Here is a 23,868-nt window from a genome sequence, read left to right as displayed (position 1 = left end):
GTGGTTAGCGAAGAAAGGCAAGGGCCAGGAGTGCCGCTCCTCCCGATGCTTTCAAATGATGTTTGATCGCTTTTATCGAATTGTGTACCTGCTTTTTGACCGTTTCTTCTGAAATCCCCAACCGCTTTGCAATCTCTTTATACGAGAGGTTTTCCTTTCTGCTCAGTTCAAATACCTGTTTCATTCTGGGCGGAAGGCTTTGAATTTCACGTTCAATTGCGGTCGCCAGATCGCGTTCGTTCAACTCATCCATCGTTGCAGTGCTCGCTTCATTGATGAATGTTGCCAGGGAATTTAAATAAGCCGTTTGAAATTTGTTCTTCCGGATCAGGTTCAACACCTTATTTTTCGCCATCACATAGAGGTATCCGGAAAGGTTCAACTGATCGGGAATCCGGTCAGAATTGATCCATAAGGAGCTAAAAAGCTCCTGAATTACATCTTTTGATTCTTCTTCATCGAGCAACATTTTATACACATGACCGTACATGATCCGCCAGTATCTATCGTAGATCTCCGTAAATGCGGCCTGGTTACCGGTCTTTAAAAGATCCACCAATTCCTGATCAGAAAGCCTGTGCTGAAACGTCATTCGTTATTTGTCCCCCAACGAATATAGGAAAAAGCGCTATTAGTTAGGCAGAATGACCAATGCTGTTATTTTTAAAGATTTGGAATCTGACCATACCGGAAGTGATTTCCAGTATGGCCGATCCGCTAAAATGAGGCTACTTTATGGCAGTAGTGACCACAGCTTCCAATGGCACGCTCAGGTCTTTTGCACCAAAACGTGCAGCCAGGCGCCCGGCCAGGATTTCTACCAGCTCTGGCAGGATCTCCCCATTCCGTTCCGTAATCCCCACAGATACAGGCGTTCCTTCCAGCAATCCTTTTGCTGCGCTATACGCATTCGGGCTATACCCGTTTACCTTTAGCAAGGTGGTATCAATATGGCTAAAACCGCCTTTAGTCAGGTCCATTCTGATTAATCCGGTATTAAAATAGGAAAATGGAATGTCATAAAAATTGGGTGGGTTTTCAGGGAAATATTCATCAAGTAATTCTTTTACCATTTGAACAGCAATGTTTCCTGACATCATGTTCCAGCTATTAAAGATGAGTGTCCCTCCCGTTTTCAATACACGGAAAGCTTCCTGATGCGCTTTCACCTTATCGCTATAAAACATGACACCGAATTGCGCAACGATACAGTCGAAAGTCTCATTGCCAAAAGGGAGGGACATCGAATCGGCGATTTCCCATTTGATACCTTTCGTCTCTCTTACCATTTCTTTTGCCAGGTTAAGCATTGCCGGATTGATATCCGTGGCGGTCAGCATGGCATCGTCAGACAAGACCTTCAACAGGTGATTGGTTACTCTTCCGGTTCCGCAAGCGATCTCCAGTACAGCAGCAGGATTCAATTTCTGAACCCGCTCTGCCATATCAATCGCATAAGGTTCGAAAAGCAGGGGTCCGAGATGTTCTTCATAGTTGACAGGGATATTCCCTGAAAACGAGGTTGTTTTTGTTGCAGTGTTCATACAATAGGGTTTTGGTTATTCATAATGATTTATTCTCTTTGAATTTAGATCGTGCAGCTGGCAGCGACCAGCCGCCCTTCCGATGCCAAGGTTTGTATGCCATTAATCATTGCCAGTATTCCATTGGATTTATTAGGCGTCAGGTGCTCTTTCAGGTTAATTTCATCGATGAAATAAAGCGAAGATGCTGCGATTTCTGTAACCGGCTGCCCAGACAATACATAGAGGACCAATGCAATCAAGCCTTTGGTAATAAAAGCATCGCTATCTGCCCTGATAAAAAGCCTGCCATCCTTTTCTTCACTATGCACCCAAACCATTGCCTGGCAACTCCAGATCAGGTTGGCATCCTTACGATAGCCGGCATCCATTGCCGGAAGCTCCTTCCCCATCTGAATAATACATTTATATTTCTCCAGCCAGTTTTCCATCTTGCTGAACCTGACGATCAGCTCATCCTGTCGTTGATTAATAGTCATAATTGATTTTTTAAGTGAACAATAGTTTATGATTTCAGAATGCTGATGGCGTTTTTCAGGCCCGAAATAAAATCCTCTATCTCTTCGTGCGTATTGTAAAGTGCCAGCGAGGCCCTGACTGTCCCCTTGATGTTGAATATTTTCATCAAAGGCTGTGTACAATGGTGGCCTGTACGGACGGCAATCCCCTGTTGGTTTAACAACTCCCCGATATCCGAATTGTGATGACCGGAAATGACAAAAGATGCAGCTCCGGCATGATCCTTTGCTGTTCCTATCAATCTGAGCTCCTCAATTTCCGTTAAAGATGTCATGAGATGGCCGGTAAGCTCATGTTCGTACGCGGCAATTTCATGCATTCCAATGGTCCCGAGATAATCAACCGCAGCGCCTAAACCAATGGCAGAAGAAATAGCAGGAGTGCCTGCCTCAAACTTATAGGGCAGACGGTTATAAGTAGTCCGTTCAAAACTCACCTCTTTAATCATGTCCCCTCCTCCCTGATGGGGTGGCATTTGCTCCAGCCATGTTTCTTTCGAATAGAGCACCCCAATTCCGGTAGGGCCATACATCTTATGTCCGGAAAATACCATAAAATCAACATCCAGTTCCTGCACATCTATAGCAGTATGAGCGATCGCCTGTGCCGCATCTAACAACACGGGGATCTGTTGCCGGTGTGCCATTTTAATAATTTCCTTTATGGGGTTGACCGTTCCAAGGGTATTGGAAACATAGGTAATAGAGACCAGTTTTACCTTTTCATCCAGCATCGACCGGAAGGCATCCATATTCAGTTCTCCTGAGGAGTCAATCGGAACGGCATGAAGTTCTACCCCGTTCTCTTGTCCGAAGATTTGCCATGGGACAATATTAGCATGATGTTCCATCGCAGAGATCAGCACCACATCCCCTTTTTTCAAATACTTTTTATTGAAACAATAGGCCATCATATTGATGCCATCAGTGCTGCCTTTATTAAAAATGATTTCATGAGCATGCCTGGCATTGATAAACCTGGCAATTTTTACGCGGGATTCCTCATAAGCCATTGTTGCTTTCTGACTGAGGTGATGAACCCCTCTGTGAATGTTACTGTTATAACACTGGTAATACTCAGCTATAGCATTAATCACACTTAGTGGTTTCTGGGTAGTTGCGGCGTTATCGAGGTAGATCAATGGTGCCCCGTTTATCTTCTGATGAAGAACGGGGAATTCTGAACGGATCTTAAAAAGATCCTTGTAAATAGAATTACAAACAATTTCATTGGGATTCATGAGGCGATAATTTTTCGTTAATTCATTAATTACAAACAGGAGCGCTTATTCATAAAAAAAGGAATCACTAAAACCAATACACATCAGAAATCTAAGCACTCAGCAATCATCTTCAAAAAATTACTCATTAAAAAACCAGGGGAATTATAATGAAATATTTTTATTTAAAATTAAATAATCACTCCTAAAAGTGTATCATTCAATTTGTTCATTGATTGGTATCGTACAAATTATAGTTAAGAAGGCCGAATTGAACCAGCGCTTTTAGGAATATTTTGCCCTGAAAAAACGGGTTTTACCGCGCTGAACAAAAAAAACAGGAATTAATTTTTCAGGTTGTGCCTGACGCCCAGTTGAAGCTGGTAATTGCCGGGAGTAATGCCTATGGATTAAACCGCAAAATCCGGATTGATGCAGCCCGATCTATACCTTACCTTGCCCCTGCCTTAAATCTTATGGCATTAGCCCTATTTGTATATGATTTTTCATTTAAGCCTTGGCCCTGATCCCGATACCCGGAGAAGACAGCTTTTTTCCTTAATCAGGGCCGGAAAGATCAAACTTGGAGGTTATAAAAAAAACAAAATATATGGCCTGCTGAATTGCGCCTCCGGGAAAGGCATGAAAGTAGAAAACAGGGTGTTCTTCAAAGATGAAAATGAAGCCCTGCAGGCAGGCTACAGACCTTGCGCCCGTTGCCTTCGGGAAGCCTACAAAATATGGAAATCAGCCCATTAATGATATCTTTACGACCTAACCCATTTTTTTATGAAGATCGCTTATGTTTCTTATCAGATCCAGGAAAAATATACCTCAGCTACCGTAGATGAGGATAAAACCTTACTAGACTTTTTAACCGATAAAGGACTTTCTATAGAACGCGTGATATGGAATGACCCGGCAGTGGCCTGGGAAAGTTATGATCTGGCCATCATTAAATCTCCATGGGATTACCATGAACACATCGCCGCATTTAAACAATGGCTGAACCAGCTGGAGTCATTGAATGTAAAACTGTTGAACCCCTACGAACGGGTCAGGTGGAATATGGACAAACATTACCTTGGCGAAATTGCAGCCTCAGGACTAGCAGTCATCCCTTCTTTTTTCCTTGAAAAAGGAGATCGTCTTGATTTGAATGTCTTGGCTACTCATTTCAATACCGAAAAACTAATCATCAAGCCTTGTATTAGTGCAGGAGCAAAAAATACATTTATCATAACTGCGCAAAACCTTGCTGATCACGAAACTCAGCTCAATGAGTTATTACAGGAAGAAGCCTTCGTTGCCCAGCCTTTTATGCAGGAAATCCATGATGGAGAATGGTCTTTCCTCTTCTTTAACGGAAAGTATAGCCATAGCCTGTTGAAAATACCAAAAGACGGCGATTTCAGAGTACAGAGTTATCATGGCGGTAGTGTTAATGCTCAGGAAGGTGTCGACAAACACATTAAAAGTGCAGCAGCATATGTGGAACAGTATGCACAGGGTTGTTTGTATGCCAGAGTTGATGGATTGATCGTAAACGGAGAATTGAACCTGATGGAACTGGAACTGATTGAGCCTTATCTTTTTTTAGATACGCATGAGGAAGCTTCAGAAAATTATTACAAAGCTTTATCTGCCCATCTATAAATCGCTAATACAACGAAAAAGCTGCCTGGAATTAATTCAGGCAGCTTTTTTTGTGTATTTACGTTTACTATTTCATCAATTCTTTTAACTTCTCCTGCAATGCTTCTCCTCTCAGGTTTCTGGCAATGATCACTCCATTCGGGTCTACAAGATAATTGGACGGGATGCCCTGAATTCCATAATAGGTAGAAACTTCATTTTTCCAGCCCTTTAGATCAGATACCTGGGTCCATGGCATCTTATCTTCCTGAACTGCCTTTTTCCATTTATCACCACTATCATCCAGCGAAACACCCAACACTGTAAATCCTTTATCTTTAAAGTCGTTATAAGCCTTCAGCACATTTGGATTCTCTCCTCTGCAGGGACCACACCAACTTGCCCAGAAATCCACCAATACATACTTCCCTTTAAAGGAAGAAAAACGAACTGGTTTACCATCCATATCATTCTGCGTAAAATCCAGCATTGCCTGACCATTACTTCCTTTTTGGAGCACTGTTAAAGTAGCTTCCATCTTTTTCCCTCCGGGACTTGACTTCAGGCTTGCATCCAGTGATTGATAAAGCGCAGCCAGTTCCGCATATTCGGTACTCATACCCAGGTCCTTAATATTGATCAGGCTCACATAACTTTTAGGATGCTTCCTGATAAATGCTTTGTTCAAAGCATCTGAGGCTTTATAGATTTTAGAAAATTCCTTTTCTATCCCTGCGATTGCCGTAGTATCTTTAGCGTTTTCTGCCTTTTCGTACCTGGCATAAAGCTGCTTTTGCTCCTTATCCAAGGCTTTCTTCGTCAACTTTAAAGCATTTTGCTCCTGTTGTGTCTTTCCGCCCGAGATCAGCATATCTTCGGTTGCATTTACATTGCCCTTGATGCTTACCGGCGCATTTTCCACATACAACTCCAATTGCATTCCTTTGCGATCAGTCAGGTAAATCCTGGTAGGCTCCTTCACACTACCTTTATAGCTAAAAGCGCCATTTTTTACGGCAACAGAATCGCTTGCTCCCAGACCATAAATGTACATATGCGGACCTTTTAGCCCTTCAATTTTTCCGTTGATGGTATAACCATCTTTTTTTACCTGCGCAGTTGCAAACAGGCAAATGCTGGTTAAGCTTAATAAAATGATATTCTTTTTCATATTTAGGGGGGTTAGTATCCAGGGTTCTGTTTAATTAAATGATTTGAAGCATCAACACTCACTTGTGGTATCGGAAGAATCAGTTTGTTCTCATCTGTAAGGCTTTGTTTTACAGCTGATCCCTGCAGGTCTCCGCTTTTGATATAACGAACGATATCGTACCAATCTTCTCCTGATTCTGCACCCAGCTCCAGTTCTTTCTCTTTCCTGATCAGGCTCAGTAATTCTTTCTGTCCGGAGGCGATCAGTTCCGAATTGCCTCGTTTCATATGCAAGGTATTCAATGCTTTAAGTGCATCCTCTAAATTCCCTCCGGGCCTTCTTGCTTCTGCCTCAGCATAAATCAGGTATACTTCTGCCAGACGCAAATAATATTCTGTATCGTTTTGACTTCCTTCCACACCCGTACTGAACTTTCCGTTACCGCGCCATTTTAGCAAGTCCACAGGATCTCTTGGGGTCCTCACAATAATCGATTTTCTGGTATCTTGTCTTAATAATTCAGCATACCGGTCAGTAAATTTAAATCCTCCATAGGTCCAGTAATAGGATTTTCCATTTTCGTAATAGATGTTGTTGTTATTTGCAAAAGTGATGGAGGCCAAAAGCACTTCATCAGAATTGTATTTTTCCTTTGTAAAAAGGTTGACAAAGTCGCCGGACAATACTGCCGGACCAGACATCACTTCCTTAGCTAATACCGCCGCGGCCGCATAGTCTTTTTCATACAACAGAACCCTTGCTTTTAACGCTTTTGCAGCGAGTTTTGTGGCATAACCCTTCATCACTCCGGTCTTATACTCCGGGCAGTCACGAATCGCTGCCTCCAGATCTGCAAGGATAAACTCATAAGATGCTTTGACACTTGCCCTGGCAGCAACAGGCGAATTCGGAATATTCTTAATCTCGATTCCATAGCTGGACGCCGGGTCCCAAAACTGACCAAAAAGACGCAGGATGTAAAAATGTCCCATTGCACGGAGAAACTTTGCTTCGGCAATAATCTGTGCCTTCCGCGGATCTGTGCTGGTTAATGCGCCTGTTTTCAGAATCACAAAATTAGCCGTTTGGATTAGTTGATAGGGCCCGCCATATAGATAGCCGTTTAAACTGCTGTTATTAGGAGGAACATTGTTCGTCAGATAAGGATTGTTGGAAGTACCACTGGCTGTTACGTTCAGTCCCATCAGCCCCACATACATTGGCGTCTGATTGGCAAGGGGTTCATCCCTTAAGCTATAATAGGTACCTGCCAATAATTTCTCAGCAGAAGGAATATCGACTACCACAGTACTTTCATCCAGCTTATTTTCCGGCTTAAGGTCTGTAACGTCTGTTAATTTACAAGCCTGCAGCCCCATGAAAAGCAGACAGCTTAAAGCGATTGATATAGATTTCATCGTCATCTTTTTAAAATTTAAGATTAACACCAAACGTTATACTTTGAGTAATTGGATAAGTGGCAGTGTCCCTTCCATGATCTGTAAACGTATTTTCACTGTTCACTTCCGGATCCAGCCCTTTATACTTTGTCCAGGTAAATAAATTCGTCATTCCGGTAAATAAACGGAGCTGCTGAATGTGCATCTTTTTTAAAAGTGCAGTGTTCAAAAGATAACTTAGTTGCACATTTTTTAACCTCAGAAAAGAACTGTCTTCAATAAAGCGGTCTGTATTCGTATCAACATTCTGTGCAGGCCCGTTCACCACATTTCTCGGCTGCCGGGTATTTGTATTTTCTGGCGTCCATCCGGTAAGCACCAATGAAGACACATTGGAAAAGTAGCCATTGAAAATATCATTGTTCTGTTCTCTTGATACCTTACTTCCCACATCAAACTGAAAGAGCGTACTCAATTCCAGTTGTCCGTACCGGAAGGTATTGTTCCAGCCGCCAAAATATTTTGGGTTTTGAGAATAACCCAGAATTGACCTGTCTTTGGTATCGATCCTTCCATCTCCATTGAGGTCGACATACCTCACATCGCCGGGAGCCGTCAGTGCCGTTTGATAAAATGCGCCTGGATTCCCTGTAGCTAACCTCGCTTTGGCATTTAAAGCATCGATTTCCCCCTGATTCTGGTAAAGCCCATTTGTACGGTATCCTCTGATTCCATTCAGGGGAAGTCCTTCAGTCAGAAGAATAGTACCATACAATGCGGTTCCATAGGTCTTTTCAACTTTGTTCTTATTAAAGCTGATGTTGAAATCAGAGATCCAGGTAAACTTGTCCGTATTTACCGGAATAGCCGACACGGTAAACTCCCAACCCTGATTGCTGACATCCCCAATGTTCTTATTTTGGAAACTGTAACCATTGGAGGAAGGAATACCTGGTCCGGTAATCATACCCTCGGTATATTTTCTATAAAAATTGACAGTAGTTTTTAACCTTGACTTTAGGAAACTCAGTTCCAATGCGGCATCTGTCTGTGTTGTTCCTTCCCAGCGAATGTCCGGATTGGGCTGCCCGTCACCAGGGTTTGCCCTGAGCCCATTCACACCATTATAGAAATAGCCCGTATTAAACAACGTTAAAAAGCCAAAACTTCCAAACGCAGAGGTTCCCGTTTTCCCCCGGGTTAGCCTTAATTTTGCATCATCAATAAAGCTCAGTCCTTTCATAAAGTTCTCCTGAGAAAATCTCCAGGCCAAACCCACTGAAGGAAAATATCCCCATTGATTTTCAGGTCCGAATTTGGTGGAGTTGTCTGCCCTCCCGCTTACTGTCAGGTAATATTTTCCATCGTAATTGTAATTCGCGCGAAGGAAAAAGGACTCCAGTCCGCTGCTTTCCCCTCCGCTACTGTATCCATTTATCATTCCGGCAGAACCAAGATTGTTCAGGACATCATCATTAGGGAAGTTAATGCTGCTTATGTTACTGAAATTACTTCTGTTTAGCGTCCAGGAAGCACCTGCAACGGCATCTATATGATGTTTATCAAAAGCTTTGGTAAAACTGAGGGTGTTGTCAAAGATCCTGTTTGTATATTCAAAATTTCTATCCGTTCTCGATCCCTTTCTATTCTCATTGATGCTTGCGAGCAGCCAACTTGGGCTATACAAAAAGCCGGCATTGTGGTTCACATCATAGGAAAGGGATGACCTCGCTTTTAAACCTGGAATGATCTCCAGTTCCGCATATACGGAAGCCAGTAACCGCTGACTTTCATTAATATCAGTCGCCATTCTGGAGGCTACAGGGTTATCGTTAAGCCCATCATTTGCATAAGATCCATCCGGGTTCCGAACCGGGACATCCGGTCTGTAGTTCGCCGCTCCGTAGTTCGTATACATAGCCGAAGAACCTCCTGTTTGCCTGCTCAGGCTATAATTCAGGTTCGTTCCCATTTTTAACAGGTTAAAAAACTTAGATTCTACGTTGGCACGCAAAGAGTAACGCTTAAAACCGGTATTGATCAGCACTCCTTTCTGATCTGTTAAACCTGTTGAAAAGCCATAATTCGTGTTGCCATCTTTGGATGCGCCCATCACGCTCAGGTTGAGGTTCTGGATCAGGCCCTTCTGGATCACTTCCCTTTGCCAGTCGGTACTTGCGGTGCCCGGGAAACCCTGCGCTTCAATAGGAATTCCTGCTTTTTTATACGTTTCGGTCATGAATTTTACATATTCCGGACCAGACAGTGCGTCCAGAAATTTATTCTGGCGATCCATGGAAACATCATAATTAAAACTAAAAACCGGTTGTTCCCCTGCCCGGCCTCGTTTTGTAGTCACAATCACAACCCCGTTTGCAGCCCTTGAACCATAAATAGCGGTCGCTGTAGCATCTTTTAAGACTTCTATATTCTCCACATCATTCATATCTATTCCTGCCAATGGATCCATCAATCCATTTGCGGGCGCAGAGCGCGCAGCATCTGTTCCACCTCCATTGAACAGTTGGACCGGAATCCCGTCAATCACAAATAACGGGTCATTCACCCCACTTGTAGTCGACAAGCCTCTGATTCTGATCGAAGCTCCTGCACCAGGATTCCCGTTAGGCCTGCTCACCTGAACACCCGCAGCTCTTCCTGCCAGGGCCTGTGTGAAATTCGTGGCCACCTGCTTTCTCATTTCATCTCCACCAATAGTGGCGACCGTGCCGACAAGGTCCTTTCTTTTGGTTGTTCCATAACCGACAACCACTACCGCTTCCAGCTTCTCCTGACTTTCAGAAAGGGTAATCCTCATATTGTTTTCGCCCTTTACCGCAACATCTTTAGTCTGGTAACCTAAATAGGAAACCGACAATACCGCGTTTTCCTCTACCTGCTCCAGGCTAAACTCCCCACGGCCATTTGTTTTGGTTACTTTGTTACTGCCTTTGACCTTTACACTCGCACCTGGCAATGGAAGTCCCTTTTCATCAAGCACAAGTCCATGAATGTCTATTGCCTTCAGAAAGCCAACCAGGCGGTCAAGAAATGTTTTATCTGTTTTTTGAATAACGACAGTCTTATCTTTAATGGCATAAGATAAGCCACTGGCCGTAAGTGCCTGTTTCAATACATTTTCCAGCGTTTCATTCCGGAAAGAAACATCGATATTTTTAACTTCCTGAATTTGGTTTGATTGCCATAACACGTCATAACCAGTCTGCTTCCTGATTTCATTGAAGATATATTTAAGGGAAGCATCTTTTTTATTTATCGTAATCCGCTGTGCAAATCCGCTGGCATTGACCTGTAACAGGAGGCCAGTCATTAAAATGATAACTAACTTCATCACTAAAAGAAGTTTAGGGGGTAGCCATAGTTTGGGCACACCAAGGTTAAAAGCATTTATTTTCATACTTTTGGTTCGTTTTGGGTTAATACATGAATAGTTCTCTAAAACTTTTTTTCCGGTATTACCGGAGGGGTTAACTCAAAATTATAGCGCATCCCGAGGCCAATCGGGGTGTGCTTTTTTAAATTAACCGCAATGCTTAAGTCTGGCCCTGTAGTTGTTTTTTCATCGTTGGTTGTTTATGGTTTATTGATATTTAGCTGAGCTTACGACACCTGGTGGTTTCAGGGCATTACCGTAATTTTTCTTCCTTCAATTTTAAAATGAACGGCATTGGTTAGTTCCAGCATCTCCAAGACTTTGGACACATTTTCAAACCTGTTCACTGTTCCTCCAAATACCTGCTGAGCCGTGATCTTTCCTTCATATACAACGTCTACGTCGTACCATCTGGCGATCTTTCTCATGATACTCTCAATCCTTTCGTCATTAAACATGAACCAGCCCTTTTGCCAGGCTACCTCAGATTCAGGATCTACGGTAATTACCCGGATCAAGTCTGTTTTTTTATTGTTCCAGGCCTGTTGATTAGGACTCAGAACAATGGCCTGGTCTGTTTCAGGGTAACTGACGCGAACTTTCCCTTCCAATAAGGTGGTTTTTGTAAAAGGCTCATTGTCGTATGCGTTGACGTTAAAATGGGTCCCCAGCACTTCTACCTCTGCCCTGTCCGTCTGCACGATAAAAGGTACTTTTTTAGGGAACTGTTTCGCTACTTCAAAATAGGCTTCACCTTTCAAGATGACTTTCCTTTGTGCTGCCGAAAATACGGTGGGATATACCAGAGAAGAGGCCGCATTTAGCCAAACCTTAGTCCCATCGGGAAGCGTGATCTGGTATTGCCCACCTTTAGGGGTGGTGATGGTATTGCAGGCGAGTTGCTTTTGTCCCTGCGGGTCTCCTTTCTGCACATAAATCAGCTGACCATCCCCGGCTTTCGTCACCTTTATTCCCGATTCCTCAGCAATAACTCCCCTGGCCGCATCGGTCAATGAGATCTTTCTTCCATCCGCAAGCGTAAGCACAGCCCTGTTCCCGCCAATACCGATATCGTTGTGCCGATAGGAAATTGCTTCCTGTTTTAGCGCCGGGCGGAAAGTAAAAAAGACACCAATGCTCAAAGCCAGAAACAATACTGCTGCTGCGGCCATTCGGGGCCATAACTTCAGCGAAGAAGGGCGGTCCATATGTCTGCTCAGTCCGTCCAGCCCAAGGAGATACTCCTCCTCCAGTTTCTGCGGACTAAGATCAGCAGCTGCAGCCTCATATTTAAGGTACCAGCTTTCTACAATGGTCTTTTCCTCTTCTGTAGCGATTCCCGAATTATACTTATCTAATAAATCTGTTGCTTTTTTCATTGAGTTGCCCTCCATAAATATTCCGGGCCATAAACAAATGACACCTAAACCGGGCTCATAGAGTAGATGATTTTTAAAAAAAGATTAAAAAGATATTTACCCCCAGCTTTTCTCTTAAAATACGAAGTGCATTTCTGACCTGAGTACGGACCGTATGCGGACTCAGACCAAGCTCCCCCGCAATTTCATTATGGCTCATCTCGAGGTTACGGCTCATTTCAAAAATCAGACGCATCTGTGAGGGTAAAGCAGCGACTTCCTGCTCCACCAGCTGAATGAGCTCCTTTTCCCTAAGCACCTCTTCTGTAACATTGCTTCCTTTCTCGATAAAATGCGCTAAAGAACGGCTGTAATTGTCCCTTACTTTTTGATTCCTGTAAAGATTCAGAATCCTGTTCCGCACAGAGGTATATAGATAGGAAGCCAGGCTGCCATTCAATTGAAACGAACTTCGGTTGTCCCAAAGCGTAATAAAGAGCTCCTGAATCAGGTCCCGGATTTCTTCCTGATCGGGCAGACGGCGGTAAGCATGACTGTAAAGAAGCGGTTGATAACGTTTGTAAATTTCTGTAAGCGCTCCTTTTTCACCATGCCTCAACATAGTGATCAATTCCTGATCAGAAAAAGTATGGTAAATCTTCATTAATCGAATACGAGTGCATTTCTAACACAAAATGCTACAGAATCATATTTCCCCCTGTTCAATATTAATGAATTATTTTTGATTTAAAACAACTTAGCTGAATAAGCCGATACTGCTCTGTGTCTTAAATCTTTTGCGGTGATCTTTCTTTCGGCATCGATTTGGAAACTGCCCGGGATGGAATGAATGCTCATCAATGACTCAATTCTTTCACTTTCTTTATCGGCCACAATGTAGAAATAACCGTCAGTGTTCCCGCAACTACTCCCAGAATCAGCGAAAGCGAGGCCGCATCAAAACCATACCCTTTAGGTACATTCAAATGAACACAAAGCATCATCAGTAACAACACTACCAAAGAAGCGAATCCGTTCTGCCCAGCCATTTTAAACATAAACCTGTTCTTACTAAAATCATCAGGCAGCACAAAACCGGCCTTCCCTTCTTCCGACAGGATAATGGTCTTCCTTAACATATCAAAAGTGATGATAAAGGGCAGGAACAAGGCCATAGGCAATAAGAAACGGGCAAAGCAATACTCGCCCTGAAACAAATAAACAGGTCCCAGGTTCCGAAGGGTCAGATAAGGGATTACGGTATTGAAAATAACATTAGGAATAATATAGAGCAACAGCTTCTTTTGCACAAACTTTTTCAATATCGCATCACCCTGTGTTTTCATATTAAGCATAGCTAACCATCACATGTGTCCTCAGTAATTCCATCGCCTGATCTCTGATCGCCTTTGCCTCCTCCTCCGGTAAAAAGGAATCATTGGAGAGAAAGGCAAAATCCATCTTCTTTTTAAAAGTACTTACGACCAGGGTATTCGCATTTCGCCATGGAAAGCCAACATTCGGACTGTATAAGGTTTCCACCTCAAAGGAATCATAATGTTCTGCAATGCTAAGTCTTCCCATATTGGAAAGCGTAAGGTCATGCCCTCCATCTGTCGTTTTCAGGTGTTTCAGCATCTTATTTACGGAACCCTGAAAATACTCGCTCATCACCAGGAGCTCATGCACTTTCATGGCGGCGATCTTCTTTTTCAGCTCCGTTTTTAATGTCGTTGCTTTCGCCCAGAAATCCATCACTTTCTCTTTAGGTAGGGAAAGCTCCGCAATGGGTGCAAAGGCAAATAGGGTATCTTTCTTGATCTCTTCTACAAAATGCCGCACATCTACCGGGCAAATCACTTTGCCTTGCGCTTTAATCCCTCTTACCAACTCAAAGGCTTCTAAAAAAGCAACACATAAGGCCGCATGCATCGTTACACCAGCTTCTTTACAGGCTTCTGCCAGGGCAGAAGTTTCTGTTGCGTTCAGCTTCCAGTGCAACAGATATCCTTCTCCTTTCGGGTGTATGGTCTTGGACGACTTAAAGAAAAAGAATAACCTCGCTAAAACAGCAAAGGCTTTCGTTTTTAAAACCTTAGCGGTACTGCTCTTAAATGAAGCAGACAACAACTCTTCAATAGAATTAAAAGGCGGATAAGAAACCAATTCCTGTTCAGGATGATCCAACAGCTGGAGTATTTCCGACATTAAAGCCACAAAGCCTGTCCCATCGCAAATACAATGCGGGCAGACCAGCAGCAATTCGGAGCATTCCGCCCCCTTAACCCAGACAATTCTGGCCAGGGGCAACGATTCGCTATCAAACAGCGTTTTCCATTCTGCTTTAGACTGCTGCTGCCAATCCTCATCGCCATGCCTTTCCACGGTCCTTACCGGAATTGCCGAAAGGCTGTTGCTCGATACAAAATGCGGCACACCGGCGCTATCCTCCTTTATTCTGGCACGCAACAAAGGATGTTTTTGCTGGATTTTTGCCAGGGCAATCCTCAGGTTTTCTATAAGAATAGTACCCCGTATTTTAACGGTAAAAACACAGTTAAGCGGAGTGTCTGCATCTACATACATGATTCTTTCGCCAATGATCAGTCTTCGTCTCATAGTTTATTGATGATTTCCATTAGTTTATGTTGTATCTCCAGCGCTTCCTCGTAAGGAATAAATCCTTCGCTTGCAACGAAGGTAAAATCCATCTGCCCCCGGTAAGTAGAGGTCACCAGGGTAGTCGTATTGCCTAAAGGGCCAATCACAGAAGGGCTGAATATCGTTTCGAGTTCAAAGGTTTTGTATTGATGCACGATGTCTATTTTGCCAAGGTTGGAGAACATGCAATCGTTACTCGATTTGCCGTATTTCAAAAAATCAGTGAAATTAGCCAGGGAAGAATGTGAAGCTTCCATCATCATGATCGTTTCATAAGCATCCAGCTTAGCCGTTTTCCTGTCGATGTCTTCCTGCATCTTTCTCGCATTACCGAGGAAATCCAGCTGTTGATCGGCAGAGACCACGAACATTAAACCAAAAGCAAAGATGTTGTCTCTTTTAATTTGCGGTGCAAACCTTCGGATGTCTACGGGACAGGAAATCTTATTGTGAAAGGCTGCCTTTCTAACTTCCTGAAAGGCTTGTAAGACTGCTGCGCAGAGTACGGTATTTACGGTTAGCTTTTCGGATTTACACCTGAGCATCAAACGGTCGCTCAGCTCCTTTTCCAGCTTCCAGTGCAGCATATAGTCTTTTTTACGTTCTATAAGGCGCTTCTTTAAAGGAACCAGCCAGAGGGCAAAAGTGGCTACCCCTCCAATCAGCTTCGCTTTGATGATCTTCTTCCGGCTTTTCAGAATCTCGGCAGGGATGATGTCATGCATACTTAAAATCGGATCTTCCTTTCCGATGTTTACCGTGCCATCGTCGATCAACAGCAGCAGTTCCGCTAAAATCGCCATCGCAGAACCGCCATCGCAAAGACAATGGTGAAGGACGAGAATCATTTCCGAGACTTCAGCCCCTTTAATCCACACCACCCGCATCAAAGGTCCTTTACGGGTGTTAAAAACACCGGACCATTCCTGCATAGATTCCTTTTTCCAGTCCCCGGCTCCTGAGCGCTCCGTAATGCGGACCGGGATCGGAGCAGATTCACCTTCCGCAACCACAAACCAGGGCATGCCATCTTCATCATCTGCCACAGCTGCATTCAATAGCAGGTGTTTCTCCTGGAGCTTTCTTAAAGCATGATGCAGATTTTCTTCCGGGAAAGTTCCTTTGATTTTTATCGGAATTACTGCATTAAAAGGCAGTTCTCCATTTCCATGAAGCATCCGTTCGGCAAATAGCAATTTCCTTCTCATACCGATCAGCTGATGGCCACCAATTCCGTTTCTGTAGCCGCAAATTCTTCCAGCAGCTGAACTGCTTTATCATTTCCTCCCGCAGCAATAAAAGTATCTTTAATCCTTAGGGCAGCATTTCTATACCGGGGATTGTCCAGCAGTTCAAACACGGCGTTTTTAAGGTCTTCAATGCGCAATCGTTTATAACGGATCTTGATGCCACAACCTGCATTTTCAATCAGTTTGGCCGTATGAAAATGATCATAGGCAATCGGTGTGATCAGCATAGGCAATCCATTCATAAAAGTATCGTTCACCGTATTGAATCCCCCATGACAAATCACCATATCCATCATCGGCATCAGCTCTGCCTGAGGAACAAAACCATTGACAATGAAGTTATCCGGCCATTTTTCAAAGATATCTGGGTTTGTTGCCGCCACAATCGTAACCGGTGCATCTGCAAAAGCATCGATCAGTTTCTGAAAGAAAGCCGCCCTGATGTCGACCAGTAAGGTTCCTAAGGAAACAAACACTTTTGGTGTAGTCGCCTTTTCCAGTCGTTCCCAATCAAAAGCCGCATGGTTTGGTCTTCCTTTAACGGGGCCAACGAACTTCATATGTGCTTCCGGATTTTCAATTCCGGCAAATTCAGGAGAGGTAAAGACCAGGTTCAGCTTACGGGAATGAATCACAATATCATCTCCATACACCTTAAACTCCCGCTGTAAACCCTTAACCAGATTTTCCTGCCATTCAAATATTTTAGGAGCGCTGTTCGCGGTATCTCCCATCACATCCGGAGGTACAGGAGTAGTCGTGACACTGGGAATCCCTCTGATATGGGCGAGTAAAGCACCGGCAAAAGTGATGCAATCGTTTACGATCACATCCGGTTGCCAGGTATCGACAAACCTTCCCAAACCTTTCATCATAATCCGGGCAATAGGAACATAGGTTTCTTCCAGTGCAAGTTTCATCACTTCAGGACCAGAGCAGGCAGGACCATCATCCTGACGTTTCAGGATTTTCTGAAGTTCTTCCTGGTATTCTGCCAGGTCTGCTTCAGGATATATATATGTGCCCCCTTCAGGGATATGTTTTGCATCAACAGGGATTACGCCGAGCCATTTTACCTCATGCCCGCGGGCAATTAAACTGGCACCAATGCTTAGCGTAGGACTGATATGACCAAAAAACGGTGGTACAACGAATAAAAACTTTGACATCATTTCTTCTTTAATTGTTTAACAATCTATTACAGGTTCCTTAGCCAGCTCCACCAGCAGGTCGGCCGCCTTTTCGGTTCCCCCTACCCTGCTGAATGAAGCACTGATTTCTATTGCAGCATTCTTAAAGCAGGCATTTCCCAATATTTCTGCGACCGCTTCTTTGAGGTGTTTCGCTTTAAAACGGTTAAAATTCAACCTCAAGCCTGCGCCAACACGCACTACCCTTCCCGCTACGTGCGACTGATCATAGGCGATAGGTACCACGACCATCGGTAAACCATGGGTCAACGTTTCACAAACGGTATTATGGCCCCCATGACAAACCACGGCATCCAGATGCGGCAGCAGTTCGAGTTGTGGAACACTGCGCTGAACGATGAAATTTGAAGGCCATTGCTCAAATAAAGAAGGATCAGAAACGACCACCACTGTTAAGTGTTCATTTTCAAATGCCTCAATTACTTTCGCAAAAAAGCTTTTTTTATGCTCATGATCGAAGGTGGTACCGATGCTAACGAGGATCTTTTTATTTTCCTGTTGCTGGTTCAATTGTGCCCAGTCGAAAGGCACTTGTTCAGTCCGTTGATGAATCACGGGTCCTACAAAACGGTAATGTTCAGGCAGTTCCATTTCTCCAAAGAAATCTTTGGAGGTCAGCACCATGGTCAGTTCTTCAGAACAGGCAATCGCAGTATCACTGTCGACACCAAATTCCTTTTGCAGGGCGATCACCTGATTCATTTCCCATTCATGCACCTTAGGAAGTTCATCCATTACCTTAATTGCCGCAGGTGCAGTAACTGAGGTCGCATAAGTATACCCTTTGTTAACCGCAGCAATTGCACCGGCAAACATCTGATGATCAGTGATGACCAGATCGGGTTTAAAACGGTCCAGCCAATTGGCAATTCCTTCATAACTGTGCCTGTTTAAAGGAATGAGGACCTCTTCATATAAAAATTTAATGCTGTCTATGCCGTAGACGATCTTTTTAGTGATGATGTCCAGGTATTTCTCACTTTCCTGTTTCTGAAGGTCATCCGTTTCATATTGAATGAGCAGGAGCTCCCCCCCTTTCGGAAGTTTCGGGGCTAAGGCTGCATCCAAAGTAATCCATCCTACCTGATGCCCACGTTGAAGCAATACTGCACCGATGCTCAGTGTTGGATTGATATGACCTGTTAAAGGCGGAACTACAAATACAAATCTTGCCATAGGGCGATTTCTTTAATTCTTAAAAAATGTTTCCATTAAGTTTCCTATGCTTACCGGCTGCTGGATAGGCACATTATGATCGCCATCCACTTCCATCAGCTCCACTCTTTTTATTTTCTTTTTTAACTGTTTACCTGCATCCAGACAATTGGAACTTGCACCATAAAGCAACAGGGTTTCTTGTGAAATCCCGTCAATCTCCGCTGCGCTGAAGAAATCCCGTTCCCTGATCATATCGCTTTTGATGCTCGTTTCATGAAACAGGTATTCGTACATGCGGTGGTTTTTCTCCATCTGCCGTTTCCCCATTTTGGACTTGGTGGTATCGGCAAAGTTCTGAACGTAATATTCCAGAAACTCCCTGCTGTACTCATCAATGATGTCCCTGGTTTTATCGTCGTTGGGATCAGGGGCTTCGATTACGGCAAGCTTCTTTACTTTATCGGGAAAACGGGCTGCCATTTTCAAAGAGATCAATCCTCCGAAACTATAGCCTGCCAGGTGTACCGACGAGAGCTCCAATTGATCCAGCAAGGCAGACAAATCATCGGTCATGCTGTTCAGGTCGTAGCCATCCGCAATCTTTTCGCTCATGCCATGACTTTTCAAATCATACATCACGACATGAAAATGTTTCGCCAGAATAGGGGCAATGTTAAAATAATAAATAGAGAGGTTGCTGAACATCCCATGAACAAGAAGCACCGTCTCTGCGGCTCCTTTATTCAGCTCCTGAACATGAACAGCACGTGTTTCTACGTTAATTACTGGCATTCTTCGATGTAATTGACAATCGTCCCGAGATTCAGGTTGATCAGCTCATCCAGGTCCATATTGGACAACCAGCCGGTGAAGTCAATCTGTTCTCCGAAATGAATCTTTATCTTTTCTGAGAAAGAGACAATCTCTATGCTGTCCATTTCCAGATCTTTGGTGAAGGAGCTTTCCATCGTGATGTCCATCTCTTCCACAAATTCTTCGCCGATTACTTCCGTAATAAATTGTTTCATAAGATCAAAGATCTCGCTGCTGTTCAGTTTCGTTGTTGAGGTTATAGTGTCCATCCGATGATATAGTTTTTATGTTTAATAGTTCTGATGATAATGTTGTTAATTCTTAATTCTTCGCCCATGATTTCTTCGATCACATAGGCTCTTGGATTTCCTTGTAAGCCTTTTCCAAGGAATTTGCCATAGGCTTCTTTGGCCACCCAGAAACGGGTTGCCCATTCTGCTTTGTCCTTACCGGCGAGTAAAACCTGCTCTGCTACTGAAAATACCAGCTCATAAAAGCCCTCACTGCGTTCCTCTATCTTTTCGATATCGATCCCTACGGCACGGTCAAATCGGGCAATTCCGACAGCGTCTGTTCCTTTATGAGCGATGGAAATGGAGATTCCATCCGTCATCGGCCCCTGCAGATAAGGTTTATGAACTTCGTCAGAGCGGACCTCAAAGGAAATCGGGTAACAAGCGGCATTCTTTTGTTGATTTAACAGGTTTCTAACGGCATCTTTTACCGCGACCCGGCTGATGATCCATTCCTTTCTTTTATTTGGCAAGAGCGACAGGTGGTGTTTTTTCTCCTCCTGATTGAAATAGCGTTTCAGGATGAAATCCCAGGAAACGACCCGGGTATAAGCGTTATGAAACAGGAAAACGCCCGGTGCCACCTCTTCCGACAAGCGGTTGTGTAGCGGCGACATCGATACTTTCCATAAAGCTTCATCGATTTCCAGTCTTCTGTTTTGCCAGCCGGTAACGATGGCCCAAACCTGGTTGTCCCTTTTCATGACAAAATCTGCAGTAGCAAATTCATCGTTAAGTTCGGTTAGCAGGCAGGTACATTCGAAAGTTCCCTCCTGATCCATCATCTCTCCAAAGAATTCGATTTCCTGGATTTTAACGGGGAAGGCGATCCGGTCTTTGGTCAGGGTTAGTTGTAGCCATAAACCAAACAATTGTCCGGCGTTGTCCAGTAGGGAACCTTTACCGCTCCCTCCTTCAATGATTCCGGTAATGCCTTTCTCTCCTACTTTGGTCAATTTCCGGATTCCCTGATATCCGGGACCATGGAACATGTGTTCTTCATAAATTTGTGTGGCGGTCCGGTCGATATTCAGGGATTCACCAATGTCAAAATTCCGCCCTGCCGGCGTAGCCGGTTCCCTGTTCAGCAGTACTTCTGCATTTGCAAAACGTTCCAGATTGAGGTATACCAGGTGCTCTGCCCTCCATTCACCGGTAATGGTTTCCCGAAAAGGTTTCGCAACATTCATCCATTGAAATACCTTAATGTTCAGAATCTTGTGCACCCGTTCTGCAGGAGCCTGTTCTGCGGCGATCTCCCCGAACATTTCAAAGATCATCGTCATGGGGATTACAGGGTCCATATCGTCTACGCAGTGCCAGCCTTTGGGTTGCCTCAGCAGAGAATGGTCTACCAGGTAGGGACAATTCTCCAAAGTAATGTCTATGGCTTTGGTAAAAGGCATTCTTACCGGGGTGACCACCAGCGGTGGGGCCGCTGGTGATGTCCCGGACTTCGGAGCGTACGCATTGAGCGTAAATGACTTATTCTGAAATAGCTGAAATAATTCGGATTGAATCCCCATCATTTCTTCCACATTTTCATTAAATGCTTTCATCAACGGATGGGCAATATCTTCCATAATGGCTTCCCTTCGGGGCGCCTTATTTTGCTGTTGAAGCGCCAGGCTTTTAAGGCCAGTCATATTGCTGATCAAAGGTAGTCCGAGTTGCAGTTTCAGTCCTTTTTTAAGCAATGGTTGCTGTTGGTCATAGCCCATGAACTTCATTCCGGCTTCTTTACCTTCTACAAATAAAGCAGCCAGTACACGTTGCAGCTGTGTGAGACCAGACCTCAATGCGGTATTTGAAGATACCGTGCTGCAGTTTTTTCCTTTTAAGGTATCGTCAATAAATCCGATCAGTCCGCCGGAGCCCACCTGAATAAACATCCGGGCACCTTCCTCATAAAGCTTTTCAGTCAGCTCGCGAAAGCGAACGGGCTGAATGAGGTGTTCCACACTGAGCCTCCTGATGGCTTCAAAACCTTCCGGGTACAATTCCAGTGTCGTGGCAGACCATAAGGGAAATTTTGTCTTCCTGAATTCCATCCTGCTCATCCCTTCCAGCATCACATCCAGCTTATCTGCCACAAAGGGAGAGTGAAAACCAGATTGGAAAGGAAGGATCTGATGGAAAATCTGTCTGGCTTTTAAAATTGGTACCAGGGCCTCTAATGCGGTATTACTTCCGCAAAGGATCACTTGCTGCGGACAATTGTCATTGGAGAGATACAGGTGTTTAATTTCTTTTAGGATGGGCTGTAGCTGTTCAATACCGCATCCTACCGCTATAAATCTGGAATCTTTGAGTTCAAAAGTTTCCGGGTTGAGGAAACTGAGCAATTGCAGTACGGAGGATTCTTCTGCCAGTTCTGAAGACCTTGCAGCCAGCCATTCTCCCAGGCTATGTCCTGCGTTCATTTCCGGTAATACACCGAGCTGTTTAAGTGCAGTATCGAGTACACTGCTTTTATTTAGGATCTTAAGGGCCTCATTGAGGAGGCCTTCGGCTTTGGTATGCTGGTCTTGTGGGATGTCAAAATATTCCGCTACGCTATTTACCTCTCCACCTGCAAGGCCATCAAGCCCGGGAAAGACAAAGGCAATCTTGCCGCCTTTGCTCAACAAAGGTTCGTTGCTGTACCAGATGTCCTGTTTATTGCGCCATGCTAAATTTTTAGTGGCAATCTTAAGGGCTTTCTTTAGCCTTTCCGGACTGGGATCAAATACAGCAATCCGATAACTGCCCTTTCCGGGATTCCGGTCATTATTTTCCAATGCAAGGATCAATTCGTCATGACTTTCACGGGCAAGCAGCAAGACCTGGTCTACCGCTGCTTTTTTTACTTCAGGTGCTTTGTTCAGCTGACCTTCCGCAGGGCGATACCCTTCCAATACGACATGTGCATTGATGCCACCAAAACCAAAAGCATTGACTCCGGCAACCCTCGGTAGCCCAGATTTCTCCCAGTCTTGCGCTTCCTGAACGGCATCAAAACGGCTGTCTTTTAACAAAGCAAGCGGTTCATCACAATGAAGGGTGGGTGGAATAATTCCATGATACAAAGCAAGGGAAGCTTTAATTAAACCCGCAATTCCTGCAGCTGGCATCGCATGTCCGATATTGGATTTTACCGTTCCTATTCCTGCTTTCGGTAAAGATTGATCCTTCCCGAAAAACTGAGAGAGCGTTTCTATTTCTGTTTTATCTCCCAGTGGAGTTCCCGTTCCATGGGCTTCAATATAGCCGATCTTTCCAGCCGCCAGGCCTGAGTTTTCCCAGGCTTGTGTAATCGCTTTCAGCTGTCCTTTTACAGAAGGACTCATCACACTCGTTCCGCTGCCATCACTGCTCACTCCCACTCCTTTCAATACGGAATAGATCTTGTCCTGATCACGAACCGCATCATCAAGGCGTTTAAGGACGACAAAACCGCAGCCTTCACCGATCAGCAATCCATCTGCATTCGCATCAAAGGGACTTATTTTTCCTCTTTTAGATAAGGCACCCAGCTGACTGAAAATACTCCAGAAAGCAGCATTTTGTCCAACATGGACACCTCCGGCAATCACGAGGTCACAGCGGCCGCTATTGAGTTCCTGCACTGCATGATCTATGGCGAGTAAAGAACTCGCACATGCAGCATCAAGGCTATAGGCCGCTCCACCAAGGTTCAGCCGGTTGGCTACTAGTGATGCAACAAGATTCGGAATCAGCCCCATGGCGGTATCCGGACCAAAACGGCCTTTGCGCAATTGGTATTCCTTTTTTACTTTTTCAATTTCTTCCCCGGATAAATGCGGCATCAGGTCTTTTAATAAATGTACAATCTGTTCCCCTGTCCGCACGATCTCGATGGCCCGGGTGGCACCAGGTCCGGAATAATTTCCTTTGCCAATGATGATTCCGGTCTTTTCAAGAATGGAATCTTTTTCCAACACTCCCGCATCTCCCAGTGCTTTATGCACCAGGCTCAGCGTTAGTAAATGATCCGGTTCCGTTCCCTCTACTGCAAGGGGGAGGATTCCAAAATCCGCAGGATTAAATACGAATTCCGGAATAAACCCTCCCCGATTGCAATAGAATCGATCTACCCCCGTAGCGTCGGAATCAAAGTGTACAGGATCAATTCTATCGGCAGGCACTGTCTGCGTAGAATCTACCTTATTGATGATATTTTGCCAGAATGCAGCTACATCTTCCGCACCAGGGAAAATGCAGGACATTCCAATAATGGCTACGTCGGTCTTTTTCATG

Annotated in this window: 19 protein-coding genes; 2 read left to right on the top strand and 17 right to left on the bottom strand. The window is 44.3% G+C overall.

Annotation, left to right across the window (positions count from 1 at the left end; all coding sequences use genetic code 11):
- Positions 1-4: 4 nt before the first annotated feature.
- The 4 genes from BLQ87_RS19110 to BLQ87_RS19095 form a co-directional block, all read right to left on the bottom strand.
- On the bottom strand, positions 5-592 hold the full coding sequence (locus BLQ87_RS19110; RefSeq protein ID WP_074609915.1) for an RNA polymerase sigma factor: 588 nt from the start codon (positions 590-592) through the stop codon (positions 5-7).
- Between the two features lie 136 nt (positions 593-728).
- Complete coding sequence (locus BLQ87_RS19105) at positions 729-1,544, bottom strand: class I SAM-dependent methyltransferase (protein ID WP_074609913.1); 816 nt, start codon at positions 1,542-1,544, stop codon at positions 729-731.
- A gap of 44 nt (positions 1,545-1,588) precedes the next feature.
- The gene (locus BLQ87_RS19100; RefSeq protein WP_074609912.1) at positions 1,589-2,023 is read right to left on the bottom strand and encodes a SufE family protein; all 435 of its coding nucleotides are present in this window, start codon (positions 2,021-2,023) and stop codon (positions 1,589-1,591) included.
- A 26-nt stretch (positions 2,024-2,049) separates the two neighbouring features.
- A complete protein-coding gene (locus BLQ87_RS19095) occupies positions 2,050-3,303 on the bottom strand; it encodes an aminotransferase class V-fold PLP-dependent enzyme (RefSeq protein ID WP_074609910.1) in 1,254 nt (417 codons plus the stop codon).
- Positions 3,304-3,780: 477 nt separating this feature from the next.
- Here BLQ87_RS19095 and BLQ87_RS19090 point away from each other — a divergent pair, with 477 nt between their 5' ends.
- Together BLQ87_RS19090 and BLQ87_RS19085 are read left to right on the top strand one after the other, a co-directional pair.
- Complete coding sequence (locus tag BLQ87_RS19090) at positions 3,781-4,041, top strand: Ada metal-binding domain-containing protein (protein ID WP_074609909.1); 261 nt, start codon at positions 3,781-3,783, stop codon at positions 4,039-4,041.
- A gap of 30 nt (positions 4,042-4,071) precedes the next feature.
- A complete protein-coding gene (locus BLQ87_RS19085; protein ID WP_074609907.1) occupies positions 4,072-4,938 on the top strand; it encodes an ATP-grasp domain-containing protein in 867 nt (288 codons plus the stop codon).
- A 67-nt stretch (positions 4,939-5,005) separates the two neighbouring features.
- Here the strand turns inward: BLQ87_RS19085 and BLQ87_RS19080 are convergent, their stop codons facing one another.
- The 13 genes from BLQ87_RS19080 to BLQ87_RS19020 form a co-directional block, all read right to left on the bottom strand.
- Positions 5,006-6,088, bottom strand: a complete 1,083-nt coding sequence (locus tag BLQ87_RS19080; RefSeq protein WP_074609905.1) for a TlpA disulfide reductase family protein — start codon at positions 6,086-6,088, stop codon at positions 5,006-5,008.
- An 11-nt stretch (positions 6,089-6,099) separates the two neighbouring features.
- On the bottom strand, positions 6,100-7,488 hold the full coding sequence (locus BLQ87_RS19075; RefSeq protein WP_172664872.1) for a RagB/SusD family nutrient uptake outer membrane protein: 1,389 nt from the start codon (positions 7,486-7,488) through the stop codon (positions 6,100-6,102).
- A gap of 10 nt (positions 7,489-7,498) precedes the next feature.
- Positions 7,499-10,822 carry a TonB-dependent receptor gene (locus BLQ87_RS19070; RefSeq protein ID WP_176832998.1) on the bottom strand — a complete coding sequence of 1,108 codons (3,324 nt, stop codon included), beginning with the start codon at positions 10,820-10,822 and terminating at the stop codon, positions 7,499-7,501.
- A 287-nt stretch (positions 10,823-11,109) separates the two neighbouring features.
- Positions 11,110-12,243 (bottom strand): FecR family protein, encoded by a 1,134-nt coding sequence (locus tag BLQ87_RS19065; protein WP_083361954.1) that lies wholly within the window; start codon positions 12,241-12,243, stop codon positions 11,110-11,112.
- A gap of 73 nt (positions 12,244-12,316) precedes the next feature.
- Positions 12,317-12,886: an RNA polymerase sigma factor gene (locus BLQ87_RS19060; RefSeq protein WP_074609898.1), complete on the bottom strand. Its 570-nt coding sequence runs from the start codon at positions 12,884-12,886 to the stop codon at positions 12,317-12,319.
- 193 nt (positions 12,887-13,079) lie between these two features.
- Positions 13,080-13,568: a hypothetical protein gene (locus BLQ87_RS19055; protein ID WP_143010484.1), complete on the bottom strand. Its 489-nt coding sequence runs from the start codon at positions 13,566-13,568 to the stop codon at positions 13,080-13,082.
- Position 13,569: 1 nt separating this feature from the next.
- A complete protein-coding gene (locus tag BLQ87_RS19050; RefSeq protein WP_074609894.1) occupies positions 13,570-14,841 on the bottom strand; it encodes a condensation domain-containing protein in 1,272 nt (423 codons plus the stop codon).
- Complete coding sequence (locus BLQ87_RS19045; protein WP_074609892.1) at positions 14,838-16,091, bottom strand: condensation domain-containing protein; 1,254 nt, start codon at positions 16,089-16,091, stop codon at positions 14,838-14,840. The genes BLQ87_RS19050 and BLQ87_RS19045 overlap by 4 nt, the downstream gene beginning before the upstream one ends.
- A gap of 5 nt (positions 16,092-16,096) precedes the next feature.
- The gene (locus tag BLQ87_RS19040; protein ID WP_245723883.1) at positions 16,097-17,305 is read right to left on the bottom strand and encodes a glycosyltransferase; all 1,209 of its coding nucleotides are present in this window, start codon (positions 17,303-17,305) and stop codon (positions 16,097-16,099) included.
- 15 nt (positions 17,306-17,320) lie between these two features.
- Complete coding sequence (locus BLQ87_RS19035) at positions 17,321-18,520, bottom strand: glycosyltransferase (RefSeq protein ID WP_074609888.1); 1,200 nt, start codon at positions 18,518-18,520, stop codon at positions 17,321-17,323.
- A gap of 12 nt (positions 18,521-18,532) precedes the next feature.
- A complete protein-coding gene (locus tag BLQ87_RS19030; protein ID WP_074609886.1) occupies positions 18,533-19,294 on the bottom strand; it encodes an alpha/beta fold hydrolase in 762 nt (253 codons plus the stop codon).
- Positions 19,285-19,584: an acyl carrier protein gene (locus BLQ87_RS19025; RefSeq protein ID WP_074609884.1), complete on the bottom strand. Its 300-nt coding sequence runs from the start codon at positions 19,582-19,584 to the stop codon at positions 19,285-19,287. Before BLQ87_RS19025 ends, BLQ87_RS19030 begins: the two co-directional genes overlap by 10 nt.
- A complete protein-coding gene (locus BLQ87_RS19020; protein WP_074609882.1) occupies positions 19,572-23,867 on the bottom strand; it encodes a type I polyketide synthase in 4,296 nt (1,431 codons plus the stop codon). Before BLQ87_RS19020 ends, BLQ87_RS19025 begins: the two co-directional genes overlap by 13 nt.
- Between the last annotated feature and the right edge of the window lies 1 nt (position 23,868).

The sequence above is a fragment of the Pedobacter steynii genome (genome assembly GCF_900103665.1).
In the GTDB taxonomy this organism is placed as follows: Bacteria; Bacteroidota; Bacteroidia; order Sphingobacteriales; family Sphingobacteriaceae; genus Pedobacter; species Pedobacter steynii.
The sequence above is the reverse complement of the archived record's forward strand: the minus strand, read 5'-3'. Positions and strand labels throughout refer to the sequence as shown.